The sequence below is a fragment of the bacterium genome (assembly GCA_016708025.1).
Taxonomy (GTDB): domain Bacteria; phylum Zixibacteria; class MSB-5A5; order GN15; family FEB-12; genus FEB-12.
In genome coordinates, this window is record JADJGQ010000005.1 from 27,753 (window position 1) to 43,423 (window position 15,671).

The 15,671-nt window shown below is 54.5% G+C and carries 13 protein-coding genes; 1 reads left to right on the forward strand and 12 read right to left on the reverse strand.

What is annotated here, in order from left to right:
• Nucleotides 1-65: 65 nt before the first annotated feature.
• The 10 genes from pilB to murJ form a co-directional block, all read right to left on the reverse strand.
• Nucleotides 66-1,757 (reverse strand): type IV-A pilus assembly ATPase PilB, encoded by a 1,692-nt coding sequence (gene pilB / locus IPH75_15020; protein ID MBK7143382.1) that lies wholly within the window; start codon nt 1,755-1,757, stop codon nt 66-68.
• Nucleotides 1,758-1,814: 57 nt separating this feature from the next.
• The gene (locus IPH75_15025) at nt 1,815-2,306 is read right to left on the reverse strand and encodes a roadblock/LC7 domain-containing protein (protein MBK7143383.1); all 492 of its coding nucleotides are present in this window, start codon (nt 2,304-2,306) and stop codon (nt 1,815-1,817) included.
• Nucleotides 2,307-2,322: 16 nt separating this feature from the next.
• On the reverse strand, nt 2,323-3,354 hold the full coding sequence (locus tag IPH75_15030; protein MBK7143384.1) for a GTPase: 1,032 nt from the start codon (nt 3,352-3,354) through the stop codon (nt 2,323-2,325).
• A 27-nt stretch (nt 3,355-3,381) separates the two neighbouring features.
• Nucleotides 3,382-3,723 (reverse strand): roadblock/LC7 domain-containing protein, encoded by a 342-nt coding sequence (locus IPH75_15035; protein ID MBK7143385.1) that lies wholly within the window; start codon nt 3,721-3,723, stop codon nt 3,382-3,384.
• Nucleotides 3,704-4,693, reverse strand: coding sequence for a hypothetical protein (locus tag IPH75_15040; GenBank protein MBK7143386.1), 990 nt, complete (start codon nt 4,691-4,693; stop codon nt 3,704-3,706). The genes IPH75_15035 and IPH75_15040 overlap by 20 nt, the downstream gene beginning before the upstream one ends.
• Nucleotides 4,694-4,705: 12 nt before the next feature.
• Nucleotides 4,706-5,605, reverse strand: coding sequence for a tetratricopeptide repeat protein (locus tag IPH75_15045; GenBank protein MBK7143387.1), 900 nt, complete (start codon nt 5,603-5,605; stop codon nt 4,706-4,708).
• 103 nt (nt 5,606-5,708) lie between these two features.
• A complete protein-coding gene (locus IPH75_15050; protein MBK7143388.1) occupies nt 5,709-6,074 on the reverse strand; it encodes a hypothetical protein in 366 nt (121 codons plus the stop codon).
• Nucleotides 6,075-6,076: 2 nt separating this feature from the next.
• Complete coding sequence (locus tag IPH75_15055; protein ID MBK7143389.1) at nt 6,077-7,279, reverse strand: DUF4388 domain-containing protein; 1,203 nt, start codon at nt 7,277-7,279, stop codon at nt 6,077-6,079.
• A gap of 113 nt (nt 7,280-7,392) precedes the next feature.
• Nucleotides 7,393-9,699 (reverse strand): ComEC family competence protein, encoded by a 2,307-nt coding sequence (locus tag IPH75_15060; protein MBK7143390.1) that lies wholly within the window; start codon nt 9,697-9,699, stop codon nt 7,393-7,395.
• An 18-nt stretch (nt 9,700-9,717) separates the two neighbouring features.
• Nucleotides 9,718-11,313, reverse strand: a complete 1,596-nt coding sequence (gene murJ / locus IPH75_15065) for a murein biosynthesis integral membrane protein MurJ (GenBank protein ID MBK7143391.1) — start codon at nt 11,311-11,313, stop codon at nt 9,718-9,720.
• 45 nt (nt 11,314-11,358) lie between these two features.
• On the opposite strand from murJ, the gene rpsT reads away from it, so the two are divergent.
• Entirely contained in the window at nt 11,359-11,625 is a 267-nt protein-coding gene (gene rpsT, locus IPH75_15070; GenBank protein ID MBK7143392.1) for a 30S ribosomal protein S20, read from the forward strand.
• 87 nt (nt 11,626-11,712) lie between these two features.
• Here the strand turns inward: rpsT and IPH75_15075 are convergent, their stop codons facing one another.
• On the reverse strand, nt 11,713-12,525 hold the full coding sequence (locus IPH75_15075) for a hypothetical protein (protein MBK7143393.1): 813 nt from the start codon (nt 12,523-12,525) through the stop codon (nt 11,713-11,715).
• Between the two features lie 267 nt (nt 12,526-12,792).
• Complete coding sequence (locus IPH75_15080; protein MBK7143394.1) at nt 12,793-15,531, reverse strand: M28 family peptidase; 2,739 nt, start codon at nt 15,529-15,531, stop codon at nt 12,793-12,795.
• Nucleotides 15,532-15,671 lie beyond the last annotated feature (140 nt).

A 15,671-nucleotide genomic window follows, 5' to 3' on the forward strand; every position in this document is an offset into this window, starting at 1 on the left:
ATTTCTGACAGATTTGACGGGGTAACTACTTGAATGACAGGAGGCTCGCAGGGTGCAAGCCAGCCTCAGGCGGTGGTAACCGCAAAAATCTCTTCGAGACTGATCAGACCGGCTTTCATCTTGTCGATGGCCGACATACGCAACGAGGACATCCCCTGCTCGATCGCCACTCGTCTCAGCTCGGTATCTGATTCTTTGGCCAGGATCATCGACTCAATTTCCGGGGTAATTGGCATAACTTCGAACAGACCAATTCGTCCGGATTTCCCGGTGCCGCCGCAATCGTTGCAGCCGGTCCCCTTGAAGGCTCGGATATTCCGCAGTAACTCCTTGGGAGCCTTGAGGCTCTCCACCTGTTCCGGAGTCAAATTGATCTCCTGCTTGCAGTGCTGGCAGATCTTTCGCGCCATACGCTGAGCCATGATCAAACGGGTAGCCGATGCCACCAGGTAGTTCGGGACTCCCATATCGATAAGACGAGTCACCGATGATGGCGCATCGTTGGTGTGAAGCGTAGAGAATACCAAGTGACCGGTGAGAGCGGCCTTGATGGCGATCTCTGCCGTCTCGGCGTCTCGAATTTCACCGACCATGATGATGTCAGGGTCCTGTCGCAAGAAGGAGCGAAGTGCCGCAGCAAACGACAGCCCGATCTCGGATTTCACCGCGACCTGATTGATACCTTCGAAGTTGAACTCGACCGGGTCTTCCGCCGTCATGATGTTAACGTCGATCTGGTTCAATTGCTGAAGCGCGGAATACAACGTGGTCGTTTTACCTGACCCCGTCGGTCCGGTCACCAGGATAATGCCGTACGGTGAGTGGATCTGCTCTTCGAATTTCCCCAGATCCTGCTCGCGGAAGCCGAGCTGGGTCATATCGATCTTGAGCGCCATCGGATCGAGAATTCGCATCACGACCTTTTCGCCGAAGATCAACGGCAGGACGGAGACACGGAGGTCGACGGTGCGTCCGCCCACTTTGATCTTGATACGACCGTCCTGTGGCAGACGGCGCTCTGAGATGTCGAGTTCGGCCATGATCTTGATACGCGACACGATTGCAGCGCGATACTTAAACGGCAACGGCGCCATTTCCCGAAGGTCGCCATCGATACGATAGCGCACACGGATTCGCTTCTCATACATTTCGAAGTGAATATCCGAGGCCCCCATCCGGATCGCATCACCGATGATCGAGTCTACCAGCTTGACCAGCGGCTTGTCCTGGATCTGCGACATCAGGTCGCCTTCGGCCTGCGTATCATCGACCGAGACTACCTCAATATCAGAATCATCCAGGGACTTAACGATCTCGGAAAGACCACTGCTGTCCTGGTAGTATGCTTCGATCGCCTTGTCGATAGCCTTTTCAGGGGCGATCGCCGGCTGCACGTTGCAACCGGTTATGAACTTGATCGCGTCCAGAACATAGATATTGTTCGGGTCGCTGATCGCCACCAGCAGGGTCTTGTTGAGTTTGGAAACGGCGATGACTTTGAATTTGCGGGCGATATCAAGCGGGATCAGCTTCACCACTTCAGGGTTCAGCTCGATATCCGCCAGCCGGAGGGCACCGATCTTCAGATGTTTGCCAATGAACGTCGCCAGCTCATCCTCGGACGGGATCGCTCCCATCTGGACCAGCACGGTACTGAACTTCTCTTTCTTCTCCCGCGATAAGGTCAGGGCCTTTTCAGCCTGCTCCGCCGAGATCTTCCCGGCGCTGACCAGTAACGCACTCAGTTCAGCGGACATTACGCGACCTGTTCATTGTTGACGGTTCGACGGATCAATCGTTGGCTCCCTGCTCGCTTAATCCTGGAAAATATCGTCCAAGCGGTTCTGCGTCATATCGGCGAACTCTTGCGAGATGTTGTTGCTCGGCTTGGTCCCGGTCTTGGTTTTGATCTGCTCAAAAACTTTGGCCAGCTCCATCGCCGTTTCTTTGGCGTACAGACGGACCATACCGATGGTCGTTCGGTCGTCAAAGATCACCACCAGGATCGACCGCTCACCCACGATTGACATGTGGATGTGATCTTTCTTTCCCTGGTGAAACAGGACAGAAAATTCCGGCTCGCCCACCAAACGGGCGATCTCCTTGGTCGAGGCAAACGATCCGGCCAGCAAGGCGGCCAAAGCGGTTGTATCGAGTGAGTGGGTGAATCCCTGACGTGTGATCAGGTGTCCATCCTTGTCGACCAGCAGGGCGCACTTCGCCTCTGCTCCCTTCAACATCTTGTTGAGGAGAGCGTCGATCTGCGTGATCTCTTCCTCGTACAGAATCAGGACTTCATCAGACATTGCGACCTCCTAACAGCTACTTCAACCCAAACAGACGCTTGAAGAATCCCCGTTTTTTAGGTGCCTCCTGGCGACGACGTAACGGGGGAGCCATGCTTGGCGAGTGCAGACGGTTCTGCTCGTCGCTGCTGGGTGTCCTCTCTTCAGCTTCCTGCTTTCGATATGCATGCTTTTCAGAATACGGTGCCGGCGTCGGCTGCGGCTCTACTGCTTCCGGCACGGGCGCCTGCGGCGCACTCGCCACCGCGACCGGCCTGGCCGACGGAGCCGATTCAGTGCCGGGATACGGACGATACGCATCCGCTACTACCCGAGCCTGCTCAACCGGCGTGATCGCGATCGGTCCGCTACCGGAACTCGAACGCGTCACGGATGCCCCGCCTACCATGTCCGGAGAGACGTTGGGGGCAACCGCTACTCGACCGGAGTCTCCCCCGATATCCGACGACTTGAACCGTGACGAACTCGTATTCTTGGCTTTATCCAATACCAGCTTGATGATCAACTTGAGGGTATCAAATACCCCATTTCCGATCGTGGCCGAGGCCTCAAAGTAAGGCCACCCACGCTTGTTCAACTGTGCCTGCAACTGCTCTACCGTCATGACATTCGGCAGATCCCGCTTGTTGTACTGGATGACGATCGGCACATCGCTGACCTCATACCCATACTCCGCGAGGTTGTCTTCCAGGTTCATCAGCGATTCGATGTTCTCGTCCATCTTGTCCGGCTGACTGTCGGCGACAAACACGATCCCGTCGACTCCGCGAAGCACCAGCTTACGCGTGGCGTTGTAATAGACCTGGCCGGGGACCGTGTACAACTGGAACTTGGCCGAAAAACCATTGATCGATCCAATATTGATCGGAAGGAAGTCGAAATACAGCGTTCGGTCTGCTTCAGTCGCCAGCGAGATCAACTTCCCGCGAGTACCCGACGGCACCTTGGCATGTACGTACTGCAGGTTCGTCGTCTTCCCGGATAGCCCCGGGCCGTAGTAGACGATCTTGCAGCAGACCTCCCGAGATGAATAGTTGATTGAAACCATACTCGACCCTGGGATTACCTTTCAGCCTCAGCTGGCCACTTTCAGTTTACCGATGGCGTTCTTGATCTCCAGACGGATGAGCCCGATATTGACATCCTTCTGTGCCGTCACCACTAAAATTCCCAGCCCGGCGTCCGTGAAAAACAACTTGGCATCATCAGCTTCGATCGTCACCTGCTGCAAAGGACTTGTGCGGAGACGATCCAGCGACTTCTGGATGTTAGACGTGATCGATGCTGCCAGGGCACCAACCGTGTCGCCCTCATACCCGGTCTTCATATCGGCTGCAATGACGATCCCGTCGTTGCCGACCACCATCGAACCGGTGATCCCGGGGGTCTTGTTCAATTCATCGAGAATGTGATACATGTACTCTCTCCGCGTTGACTTCCTGCTGCTTCTGGCTGTATCGTTCAGCGTAGTACTTTCGAATCATTTCCATGCACTGGTTCATCCGGATCGCCAGCGTATCATCTGCCTGACGTTCCGCCAGGACAAGAACCGTGTAGTTGACTTCGTGGGTGATCACCAGGCGTTTCTCCTGAAACACCAGATCGACCTTCTCCGGCACGCCGAGGCGCGAGCGCTCCAGCGAACGACGGTTCTGCTCAAAGATCACCATTGCCAATGGCGCCCAGTCTTCCGGGATCAGGCTTCCTCGCTTGAAATTCGCGAGCAGCAATCCTTCCGGATCAACCACCAGCGCCAGGAAAACCAACCCATGCTCGCCCAGATATTTCACCGCGCGATCAAAGGCGTTCAGATCGTTGTAATTTGCGGCATAAACATCGCTCGTCGTGGCCGGACGCTTCGCTTCCGGTTCAGGAGCAGTAAACTGCCGTGATTCACTGACGATCCCTTTCTCTTTCGAGATCGCGATCGAACTGACCGGCTGCTGCTGTTCGCGAACCACCGGTTGCGGCTTGGGGGCCTTCAGGGTCGGGCGCGGCACAGAGAATCTCTCCAGATAAGCCCGCAATACATACGGTGTTCCTGCAACCTGAATGATCACCACCGGCAGGTACCCATACACACCGATCCGGATGCCATCCATCACGCCCAGGGAGTAGATCATGGAAATGATCACTCCGAACAGAGCGCCGGCAGCCAGACGATATCCCAGACAGAGTCCGGACATCATCATGGTAAGAGGAAGAACCGCACGGCGGTTGAACAGGTAGATCGTCGCCGCATAGTAGGCGAGTTCCAGCGCAATTGTCCAGACCGCGGCCGAACCTAACTCAGAGCCGATGCGACCCGGAAACGCGATGAGCGGTACCGCCAGTATGATCGCCGTTCCCAATGCCACCCGGCTAGTCTGATGTCCGAATATTGCCATAGATTCTCCTCGTTACCTCACACCATACATTTCCAAAAGCGAGGCTATCTTCATCCGCAACGTTCCCAGGTTGGTCGTCCCATTGCCGTAAAAGACGAACAGTCCTTCCGGAACGCGGACCACGAAAAAGACCGCATTCGCGGCTTCGATCAAAACTGAACTGGCCTGCCCAAAGGCAGTTCTCGTCAATTCATGATTGGCCAATTTTATCGCCTCAGACATCGCCGCCGCACAGGTTGAAGCATCCAAACGGGTGCCCCACTCTGATTCAACAACCAAACCTTCTTGATTGACGAACAACGCACCGTCGATTCCTGGCAGGACTACTACTTGTTCCAGCAGGTCGCGAGACGACAGCTTGGTCCGGGGAGCAACCGCCACAGGTTGAGCGTCTGCAACCGGTGCTTTCGCGACCGGAAGCTCCGTATGGTGGCTTCTGATCTCGATCCGTCCGCCACGAAGGCTCCGCGGTTCGATTTGCGCCGCCTGTTCTTCCGGCAGACGCTGCGCGATATCAAGCAGCCGCTTGATCTGATCATTGCCGGGATCGGCCAGGTGCAGTTTGCGAAGCAGCTTCACCGCATGCACAAACTCACCCTTGTAAATGTAGATCTCAGCCAGCAGCAATTCGATCGTCCGGCTATTCCCCTCGATCTCGATTGCTCGTTTGACTTCAGCTTCGGCCCAATCATACAGCCCACGATCGAGATTGATCTTGGCCATGACGATATGGGCGGAGCCGTAATTCGGATGCAGACGAAGTCCGGACTGGCAGACGCGAAATGCCCGGTCGAGGTCTCCCTTCCGACGAAGTGCTTCCGCCAATGCAGCAAAGATCTGGGAGTTGGGGTCACCCTCCAGGATCTTCTGGCACTTCTCTATGCGATCTTCAATGTCTGCGCCTGGTACCATGCACCGTTTTCTGTAACTTATAAGCTTATAATCTGTTGCGGAGCCGCTAAAAATCGCGGACTGCTAAAAATAGTCTCCGCAAGCACTTATGTCAACCCAAATACTAGCTTAACGCCTTTTTGGTTTCCAGCAGCCCCCAAATAAAGAGGCCCGTCATCGCCGTCAACAACCCCGGTACAAACCACGGATTGTTCATGATCACGCCAAATCCCGCCAGCAGGATCACGGTCTGACTAACTGCCAGTAGCAAAAACGCTCCGCCGAAGAAAAGCCAGCTTTTACTCAGTTGTCCGCCTCGCACCAGGGTAAATACCTGGATACAAAACACGACACACCCCACTGCTGCCGCCAGGAGCAGGATTGTCATGAGCAGCGGCTGGGCCGGAGCCAAAACGACGGTTGGGGCATCCTGCGCCGACGCTGAACCGGCCAGAAGCATTGAAACCAAAGTCCACACTTTCGTCTTCATCTTTATCCTCGCACTAACTTGACTACTTTATCGGCCCGCTTGATCGTGCCATAGAATGTATCTTCGATTCCAAATCGCTGCACCAGCTCGCGGCGTTGCGCCAGCGGCAGCGTGATCTCTTTCTTAACCCGATTGATCGATTCGCGATAGGTACCTACACCGAGCAGGTCATACACGAAGACCAACTGCTCGGAGAGCATCCGGTCGAGCGCATGCATCAGGGTGAAGTAGCGAGTCGCCTGCGGGATCGACCGAACCGAAGCCAGAAACTTGTCAAACGATGGCGCCATATCGGAATTCGGCTCAACTCCTGGGAAAAAGACCATCAAACCTGTCCGATACTGGGCCAGGTAGGATGCGTAGCGTGTATTGTTTTCTCCCAGGACCTCGTCAACCAATGTCCGGATACGGTAGAAGCAAGTGTTGTACATCGAGAAGATGATGGACAGGGCTACTTCTTCTTCGTCTTCCTGGAACTGCGGCTGTGAGGTCGCGGTCCCGGCGACCTCGATCAATCCATTCAGGATCAGCTTATAGACGGCGCGACAGGTGACAAACTCGCCCATCGGCGACATATCCAGAAGTTCCGGCAAGGTCCGTTCCCCATTGATCAGGGATAACATCCGGAACTCGTCTACGGATAGCGAGATCTCTTCCTCTTCGGATTTAGGCGACTTGGCAATACGCAGCAAGGCATCATCCGGCGGAAGGACTTTCTGGATCTCAGTCCATTCATCGATCCGGCGGGTCCCTTCCATGATCACATTCATGGTGGAAAGTTCAAGGTAGAATGGCGCATTGCGCGGCTGGGCGTTTTCATGGAAAATGAAATCCCCTTCCCGCCAGGAGAAGAGGTTATAGACGATCTCCTCGATCTGCATCTTGAGGACAATACCGATCTCTTCTTTGTCGAAGAGATCCATATCGATCAGGGTGGTCCCCAATTGACGACCGGTCTGCTTGTGCAGGGTGATCGCCCGCTCAAGGTCAGTCTTTGAGAGCTTCCCCCGTTTGAGCAGCAGATTCCCCAGCAGATCCTCGGAACTGTTGACCGAAGACGCATAGATGATATTGCCGTCGCGGAAGGCCACTTCCTTCTGGCGCGATGAGGTCTTGCACTCCAAAATGCCGGTCTTCTTGCCAGTTGACAGCAACTGGAGAATATCCGGGAACGACACTGTTCGCAGATTACCTGAGAGACTCATGTTACAAACCCTTAAAATCCATGCCCTGCATGGGTTGTTCGGTATGTCGGGTACTTCTGTGACTGTATCGGGACAAAAGCCGTAATTCTTTATCGGCGAGACAGGAATAACGACTAACGGGGTCTGATTCGAAGCGGTGAGCGCAGATTGATCTGAATTTCTCCCACCAAACTCAACTGATGGATATAATCCGGGATATCGGCCGCGACTCCGGCGTGTGCATCTGTTTCATTTTGAACCGTCCGCTGTGCAATTCGTGAACAGATGACCTCATCCAATCCATTGGCGTGATACGCTAGCCAGTCCGTCGGATCGGCTTTCCAGTTCTTACCTATAATCGCCACTACTGGTCTATCATCAGATTGTATAGTGAGCGACGGAAGATCCTCGATCGTTTGCCCGACAAGCAATCGCGCTTGTGGTAGACTTATGGAGATCGCCTTGCGGTGCAAGGAATAGCCAAGATCGTCACCCAGCGAATCGGCTCCGAAAAAACGGACCTTGTCGAACGATGATTCCTCTTTCCCCAGTTCTCGCCAGACCTGGCGGAACCGTCCTTCTATAGGAGAAGCGACATACACCCGCCGCGCGCCGAGCGAATCGGTCAGCCGCACGAAATCATCCAGCGCGTGATAATTCCCGGATAACAGGATACAGTAGCGGAGGCTATCCACCTGATGTGAGCGAAGCCAGGGGAGCATGATCCGCTGGTCAAGCTGATACGGCTTGTCGGTCAGCCCGGTGATGATCAGGTCAGACTCGGCACTGGAAGGCTGACTTAGGATCATCACTCCGCCTGGCACGGTGTTGACAAAGACCTTTGATTCGGACTCATCCGAGGCGAACGCGATTGATGTAACCAATCCGATATTCAGTCCGATCAGGACCACCGCCAAAAGCCACCGTCGCGCTCGCTTTGATCCGAGCGCAACCGCGGCCAGACCGATAAGGTTGATTGAAACGACGATTATGACGCCCCACCAGACCGGCGCAAGCGAGACATTGATCTGGAGTGACGGAAGTTCACTCCCACCGAACACTTTGACCGCCTCGAGCAATAGCTGTAAGAGCAAATCAAGGATTCGACCCACAAAAAGGCCGGCGATTGGAAGTATAGCATGGATCACCAGCATCATCAGGATCAGAACCAAAGCGGCAGACGCCAATGGGACGATCACCAGGTTGGCGGCCAACGATACCAACGGGATCTTCCCGAAGTAACATCCGATCAACGGAGCACTCACCAGTTGCGCCACCAACGACACAATGAGCGGGAAAAAGATCCATCGATACCACCGTCGGTTGTGATATGGTCGAAAGAGCGAAGTCACTTTGGGGACCACGAAGATCAGCCCCCAGGCTGTCACGAAAGAGAGTTGGAAGCCGACATCAAACAGCTCCGGCGGATCCACCAGCAGGATCAGCAACATAGATAGAGCAATGATATTGTTGAGATTGATCCGTCGCTCGATCAGTCCGGCTACAATTACCAGGGCGGCCATCACGGATGCGCGCATGACCGAAGGTTCACCGTAGGACAGAGTCGCAAAAAGGACCACCACAGTCAGCAGGATAATTGCGCGAGCCTTCCGGCCAAACGAAAATGGAGTCAGTGCAAGAATGAAAAATCCGAGCACCACCGCGACATTCGAGCCGGAGACCGCCATCAAGTGCAAAGTGCCGCTATCTCGAAACATCTGGTATATCTCAACCGGAATGTCCCGGGTCTCCCCTATCAGGAACCCGGAAGCTAGAGCAGCGCTTGAGGGCGATAGGTTGGCATACAGCAGTTCGCGGATCAAGTCGCGCAACCGGTCGGTAAGGGCATAAAATCCAAGCCCGGCGCGGCGGTTGACTCGCAGGTCAAGTACGCCCGGGAGGTAGACAGTCCCGAATATCCCTTTGAGATTCAAGTATCGATTATAATCGAACTGACCCTGCGCGGCGCGTTCCTCCACCAGATAGATTCGCCCAAAAAACTCGATCGCATCTCCGCGCTGGAGAGCAGTCGTGGTATCGCTGATCCGCAGCAACAGCCGTCCGGTCACGCGTTGGGCGATTGTCCCCCCCAGCGAATCAACCTCGACAATTATCTCAGTTCTCTCCGGTTTCAGTTCGGGCCAGTCGGCTACCTCGCCATACACCTGCACGACCTGATTGGGGTCGGCAATCTGATGGTAATGCGATGGCGGGAGCTGATAGATCAAATGGGCATAATGAAGTCCGGCTAATCCACCCAGAGAGAGAGCGAAAAAAAGTGGTGCCAGAGTATTGCGGCGCAGGGCGGTCAATACTATTCCGCCGATTCCCGCGCTCAGCGAGATCAGGAGAAATGCCAGTAGGGCAGGATGAAACAGATCAGCGAACAGAATACCGCCGACTACTGCCCCCAGCAGCAAAAGGCCCGGATATGTACGCACAGTCCCCCGACGAAATCGTTACGATGATTTCGGTTTTCGACGTGAGAAGATCTCACGCAGGACCGAAATCTCTTTCACACCCAAAATCTTGCAAAGAATGATATACACGACCATGCCGCTCAGGAGTGGAACAAAAGCGGCGACGATACGCCCGATCGCTCCCTCCGGCAGACCGATGTTCTCAAGCGGAATGAATGACGCCCCGCCAAACGCGATCCCTGCGGCTACCAGAATTCGCACAAACCGTGTCCAGAGCTGATTGTATGGTAGCTTCACGCCGCGGTGCGGCAGGAAATACAGCAGTAATCCAAAATTGGCGATCGAAGCAATCGAGGTTGCGGCCGCCAGTCCGGCAAAATCCCACACTTTGATCAGCGGATAATAGAGGAAAATGTTAAGCGCGACTGAACCGATCGACATAAACATCGGCCACTTGGCATCCCCTAAAGCGTAATATGCCGGTGCCAAAACTCGAACCGCCCCGGCTCCGATGATCCCATACGAATAGTGAAGCAAAGCAAGCGCAGTCGCATCAGCATCGGTCGCCGAAAATCTCCCATACTGATAGATCATCTGGATCAACTGCGGGGCGAGAAGCGCAAGCGCGACCGCCGACGGAACGATCAACATGAAATTCAGCGTCAGCGCTTCGGTGACCGTTTTCCCGAGTCCCTCCATGTCTTTCTTGCTAGCCAGTTCTGCGGCACGCGGCAAAGCGACAGTCCCAAGGGCGACGGCGAACACGCCAAGAGGGAAATGCATGATGCGGAACGCATAATTGAGATACGATACTGATCCTTCAGCCAGGAATGAGACCAGCAAGGTCGAGATCAGAATATTGATCCGGCTGGCGGATAGCCCGATCATCATCGGACCAAACAGCCGCATCATCTTTTTGAGCCCTTCGTCCCACAGGCTTAAGTGCGGCCGGAACCGGTAACCGATCTGATTGAGAGAAGGTATTTGTACGACAATCTGGCCGATTCCGCCAACGAGCACGCCGATCGCCAGCGTGTAGATCGGCATATCGAAATAGTTGTAGAGCAGCAGCACCGAGAGGATTGATCCGACATTAAACATCGCCGGGGAAAGCGCGGGAATGCCGTAGCGTTCGAACGAGTTGAGCATCCCCATGATCAGCGCGGACAGCGAGACCAACGGCAGGAAAAACCACATGATCTGGGTCAGGTGGACGGTCAGCCAGAACTTGTCATGAACCTCGGTGAAGCCATGAGCGGTGAGCGAGATGATCACCGGAGTGGCCGCAAAACCGATCAGGGTGACCAATGCCAGCACCATCCCCATCGCCGTCAGAACCGTATTGGCCAGCCGGAAGGCATCTTCCTTGGATTCCTGCACCAGCTTCTCTTTAAATACCGGGACAAATGAGGATGAGAGCGCCCCCTCGGCAAACAGGTCTCTGAGGAGGTTCGGAATGCGGAAGGCAACGACAAACGCATCGGTCGCCATACCGGCTCCGAAGTAATAGGCCATCACCTGTTCCCGGACCAAGCCGGAAATACGGGAGATACCGGTCCCAATGGAGGCCAGCCAGGCTGATCGGAAGAGTGAACTTTTCGTTTCGTTGCCGGTTGACAAATCTATCCTGCTCACTATATTAGCCAATTAGTTACGTAAACTGAGAAGAAAGGACAGACGTTGCCGAATCACAAGTCTAATTTTAAGCGCATGCGTACCAACGAGAAAGCCCGGCTTCGCAACCGGACCCTGCGCTCCCGCCTCCGCACCACCGTCAAAGAGGTGCGAGAAGAAGAGACTCCGGACGCCGCCGCCAAGAAGCTTCTGGACGCCCAGCAGCTCCTGGACAAGGCTGCATCGGCCGGTCTGATTCATAAGCGGAATGCCGATCGCAACAAGTCCCGGCTGGCCAAAGCCGTCAAAAAGCTGGCCGCCCCGAAAGCCTAAGCGCTTCGATCACCAAAATAGAAAACTCGCCTGCGGATGCAGGCGAGTTTTTTTGTACCACCAACTGACTCTATCTGGAAACCACAATCAACGATTCAGTATATAAACCTGCCCCTCAAAAAAAGTCGTCCGGCACGATTGCTCCCGGATCAGCACCATATCTTTCAGGAACTGCTCTTTCTCTTCCACCGGGATCTCGGCCCGAAGAACCGACAGCGGGAAGTCGATATTGAAAACCCGGCGGTCGGTCTGCACCATGATAACATAGGGCGGGAAATACTGCTCGGTAAACGCGGCCCGCTCCAGATCGATCAGACCGAATGATGGCAGGGTTAAGTGTCCGCTGAATGTCTGGCTCCGCAGGACGGCATCGGCAAAGCTCCCCGAACCGCCATCGGGCATATATGTCCCTTTCCGAAGGATCTGCTGGAAAAGCGCACTGATACTGGCAGGACAACCGGACGCGTGGTCGCTGCGCATATGAACGATCAGCGAGCGATGACGGGGAAATTCGAAGTGCAGGTGCAGATAGTCGTTATGACTGGTCGAAGAGTCCGGTTCATCGAGGCAGATCAACCCACGATTTTCTTCGGCAAACGCTTGTAGATCACCGTAGGTGAAGTTGATCAGCGCAAGGCGCGGACTGGTCACGCGCAGCGATTTCCGGGTGCAGACTTGTACCGGCAGATGGGTCAAGTCGAGCATCTGGTACGACCGGAAACTGTCGGCATCCTGTAACAGCAGGAAGGAACCATCCTCAAGATCAAGCACCGGGAACGGATGACGGATCAGCCTGGCTTCATCATGATCGATCACGCTTTGAGGCGTAAGCGACCAATCGAAGCAGTGGATCCGTTCGACATCTAAGAGGCGAAGCATGGTCAGGACAGAACTGGTCATACCGGTTCAATAAGCAACCGGTATGCCTCCCGATAATGTTACCAGTACAATAGCCTTAAGCTGTTGCTGTCTATGATAGTCCAATTACGATGTCCTCCCCTGCCAGATATGGTCGCTGAGAAAAGAGAGAGACCGGGCTTGCCGCTTTCATAAACTATGCAAGGGAGGTTATGGCCGGATGACCCTTTGGGCAGATAATCTCGCGCAAAGAAAAGGGCAGCCGATCTGATTGCGGCTGCCCTGAAGCTCTCTACTGGTCCTGTTTGTCTAGTTCATACATCCGGGCTGAAGTTGAGGCGTGGACAACAGCAGATATTGAATCAAGGTCGAAAGGTCTGTCAGATCAATGTTGCACGAGCCGTTGACATCGGCGCCATTCGGATTGGGCAAGGTCAGATGAGAAATTGTCAGATAGGCGATCATAAGAGAGAGATCGGACAGATCGACTCCACCGGTCATATTGATGTCGCCAGGCAAACTGGTGTTTGATGACTCCCCAAAGAACTGCTTGGCCTTCTCGAGAAGCGCGGTGGCTGATGAGGCTGTCAGGTAGTAGATAGGGAAAGTGAGAATGATCCTCTTCCCTGTAGGACCATCAACCGCCAAACCGCACGGTTCTCCCTCAAAGCCGGCATTGTTGGAGGAAGCATCAAAGCGATAGATAACGGTCGCGCCGGCGACCGGAGTCACGATAGGAGTGTCCCAGATACGACTCAGCCCTCTCCCCGGATCCAACTGGACGGATGGCCAGCCATTGTCGCCGAATGCACCGATGAATCCAACTGAACTACTGTAATTGAAGTTGGACACGCCAAATTCCCGACGAAGCAGATGGTCGGGCGGAACGGTGTACGTGGACCAATTCTGGATCGTCTGGTAACCATCGATCATCACGTTGGTCGGGTTACTCAAGTACCAGTCAAGCGTGCTGTTGCTGTTGGTCAGAATCTTGGTGAAGATATCTTCATCCATCCAGAAGATCGATGAAAACCGGCCGGCGTTTCCCTTGGTCAGCGCTGCGCCGCTAGTTTCAACGGTCTCGACCATGAAGGGAGTGCTCCCCATGACGGTGTCCATCCAGGCAAGCTGTTCGGCTTGATCGGGGAAATAAGCATAATCCTGAATCCACTCATCGACGATGAGAATACCGCCATCGAAACTCGCCGGATAACTTGAGACTGTGGCTGAGAGCGGTGATTCATTCCCCAACTGATCGACAGCCGTAATTGCGTAGTCGTATTCAACCAGAGCGGTGACCTGATTGTCCGTGAAGGTGGTATCCGTGACTCCGGATTGCCAGATCGTGAAATTGGTCTCGGTGTGAAGTTTACGGTATACTCGATACGAAACGACATCCTGCTCGATGCCGGAGCGCCAGCTCAGGATAATGCTGTTGAGCCCTGGCTCTGCCTCCGGAGAAAGCGGCGCGCGGGGAGCGATCAACGATTGCTCGCTTCGAGTCGGGGCCGCGATAGCGCGGTATCCATCCGCAGGCTTTCCATACACAGCAAATGTGTACGTGACACCTTCGGTTAATCCGGAGACAACCCACGAGCAGTTCCCCGGTGGTACCTGGACGGAGTCAGTTGGCGAACCCGATGGACCGTAGAAGATGGTGTAGCTGTATTGCGGATTGCAGTCGCTCCAGAAAAGTTCAAGCTGTGAACCATTGCCGACATCTTCAATACTCGAGATGCTGGTAGTCGAGGCGGCATTCGCTACTATCGCGACTGTCGCCACCGCCAACTTCACCACTTCGGTCAGGTAATTGAAGTTCATCCGCGAGGTGAGGTCGAGATTGGTATGCCAACCGTCGTAATTAAAATCTGTTTCGATATTATCGCAGACCGGGAATCCCTGCTGGAAAAACGGGTAGTGATCGGAGCTGGACCCCATAGAGACGATGTTCGGCACGAGGGAGGTCAATCGGGTCGCGTTGGCCGCGGTTAGATCGCGATAAGCGGTATTGGAGCCGCTTGACAAATTCAGTCTCCAGGGATAGTCCTCTACATAGCCGACCATATCATAGTTGAGCATCGCTTCAACATTCGTTCCGGCATTCCTGAACGAAACAGCGGCGGCATTTGAGCCGATCAGCCCCACTTCCTCAGCGGAGAAAGGCATAAAGATAACGGTTTTGCGCAAGGGGACATTGGCCAGGACGCGCGCAACCTCCATTGTCAAAGTAGTCCCGGAACCATCGTCATCAGATCCCGGAGCATAAATTGAGCCGGGACTCTGTGCGTTGTAGGTGTCATAATGGCCGCCAATCACAACCACCTTATTTGGCTCGGTCGTTCCGGTCTTGACCACTTTCACGTTGTAATGAGTGCCACCGCTATAAGTGAAGGTTGGAGTGGTGATAGCACTGTAGCCGAACTGCTGGAATTTGTTGACCATCCAGTCTCGCGCACGGTCGATCGAATCGGACCAGATGTACCGCGTATAGAACAGCTCAAGACGGCGATTGTACGCGTAAATCGAATCCTGACTGACCAGGTCGATCAATGTATCCGACGGATAGACTTCGGTTGGCAAGATCGCCCGAACATGCATGGGCGGATCGTAATGGAAATAGACCGGTCGGTCGGCCAGCGGAATGACGAAATAGTCGCGTTCTTCGGCAACCGATGCCGCGGCGGAAGCCGAAGTCTCCACTACAGTCATTTCGGTCGCGGATGCGACGACCGGGCCGATATTCGGCGCCCCGGACTCAGCCGCCTGTCGCGTGCGCGGGAGGATCATATACAGCGAACTGATATCGGCAGTCCTGCGGATCGACTCGAATCCGATACCTGAAGCCTGCAGATCGTATTGCTGGTCGGTCGACGCCAGGACGAGAAATTTCCCGTCGACCTTGACCAGGGCATGTCCGAGGATCAACTCGGCGCGTGCCACCTGTTCTTGTGAGTTGAGTTGGATCAAGCCGAGATCATCGGCGGAGAGATCAGCCGCAATGAATAACGAGCTGACCACTATCAGCAGAACCGCGAGCGAGTATTTCATACCGAACTCCCGATAAAACGCCAGGAATCGTACCTTGGTGGGTCCTCAAGAAGGGAAATTGAGCAAAGACTCCATTTCCCGTGTCATACCACTCAAACTACTAGCAAAGACGGGAAAGTCAAGGAAATCGCTTAACCAAA

Excerpts from the sequence above, each read along its gene's own strand:
- pilB (MBK7143382.1), bottom strand. The coding sequence starts at position 1,757 with ATGTCCGCTGAACTGAGTGCGTTACTGGTCAGCGCCGGGAAGATCTCG.
- IPH75_15050 (MBK7143388.1), bottom strand. The coding sequence starts at position 6,074 with ATGAAGACGAAAGTGTGGACTTTGGTTTCAATGCTTCTGGCCGGTTCA.
- IPH75_15080 (MBK7143394.1), bottom strand. The coding sequence starts at position 15,531 with ATGAAATACTCGCTCGCGGTTCTGCTGATAGTGGTCAGCTCGTTATTC.
- IPH75_15035 (MBK7143385.1), bottom strand. The coding sequence starts at position 3,723 with ATGTATCACATTCTCGATGAATTGAACAAGACCCCCGGGATCACCGGT.
- IPH75_15055 (MBK7143389.1), bottom strand. The coding sequence starts at position 7,279 with ATGAGTCTCTCAGGTAATCTGCGAACAGTGTCGTTCCCGGATATTCTC.
- IPH75_15075 (MBK7143393.1), bottom strand. The coding sequence starts at position 12,525 with ATGACCAGTTCTGTCCTGACCATGCTTCGCCTCTTAGATGTCGAACGG.
- IPH75_15025 (MBK7143383.1), bottom strand. The coding sequence starts at position 2,306 with ATGTCTGATGAAGTCCTGATTCTGTACGAGGAAGAGATCACGCAGATC.
- IPH75_15045 (MBK7143387.1), bottom strand. The coding sequence starts at position 5,605 with ATGGTACCAGGCGCAGACATTGAAGATCGCATAGAGAAGTGCCAGAAG.
- IPH75_15040 (MBK7143386.1), bottom strand. The coding sequence starts at position 4,693 with ATGGCAATATTCGGACATCAGACTAGCCGGGTGGCATTGGGAACGGCG.
- IPH75_15030 (MBK7143384.1), bottom strand. The coding sequence starts at position 3,354 with ATGGTTTCAATCAACTATTCATCTCGGGAGGTCTGCTGCAAGATCGTC.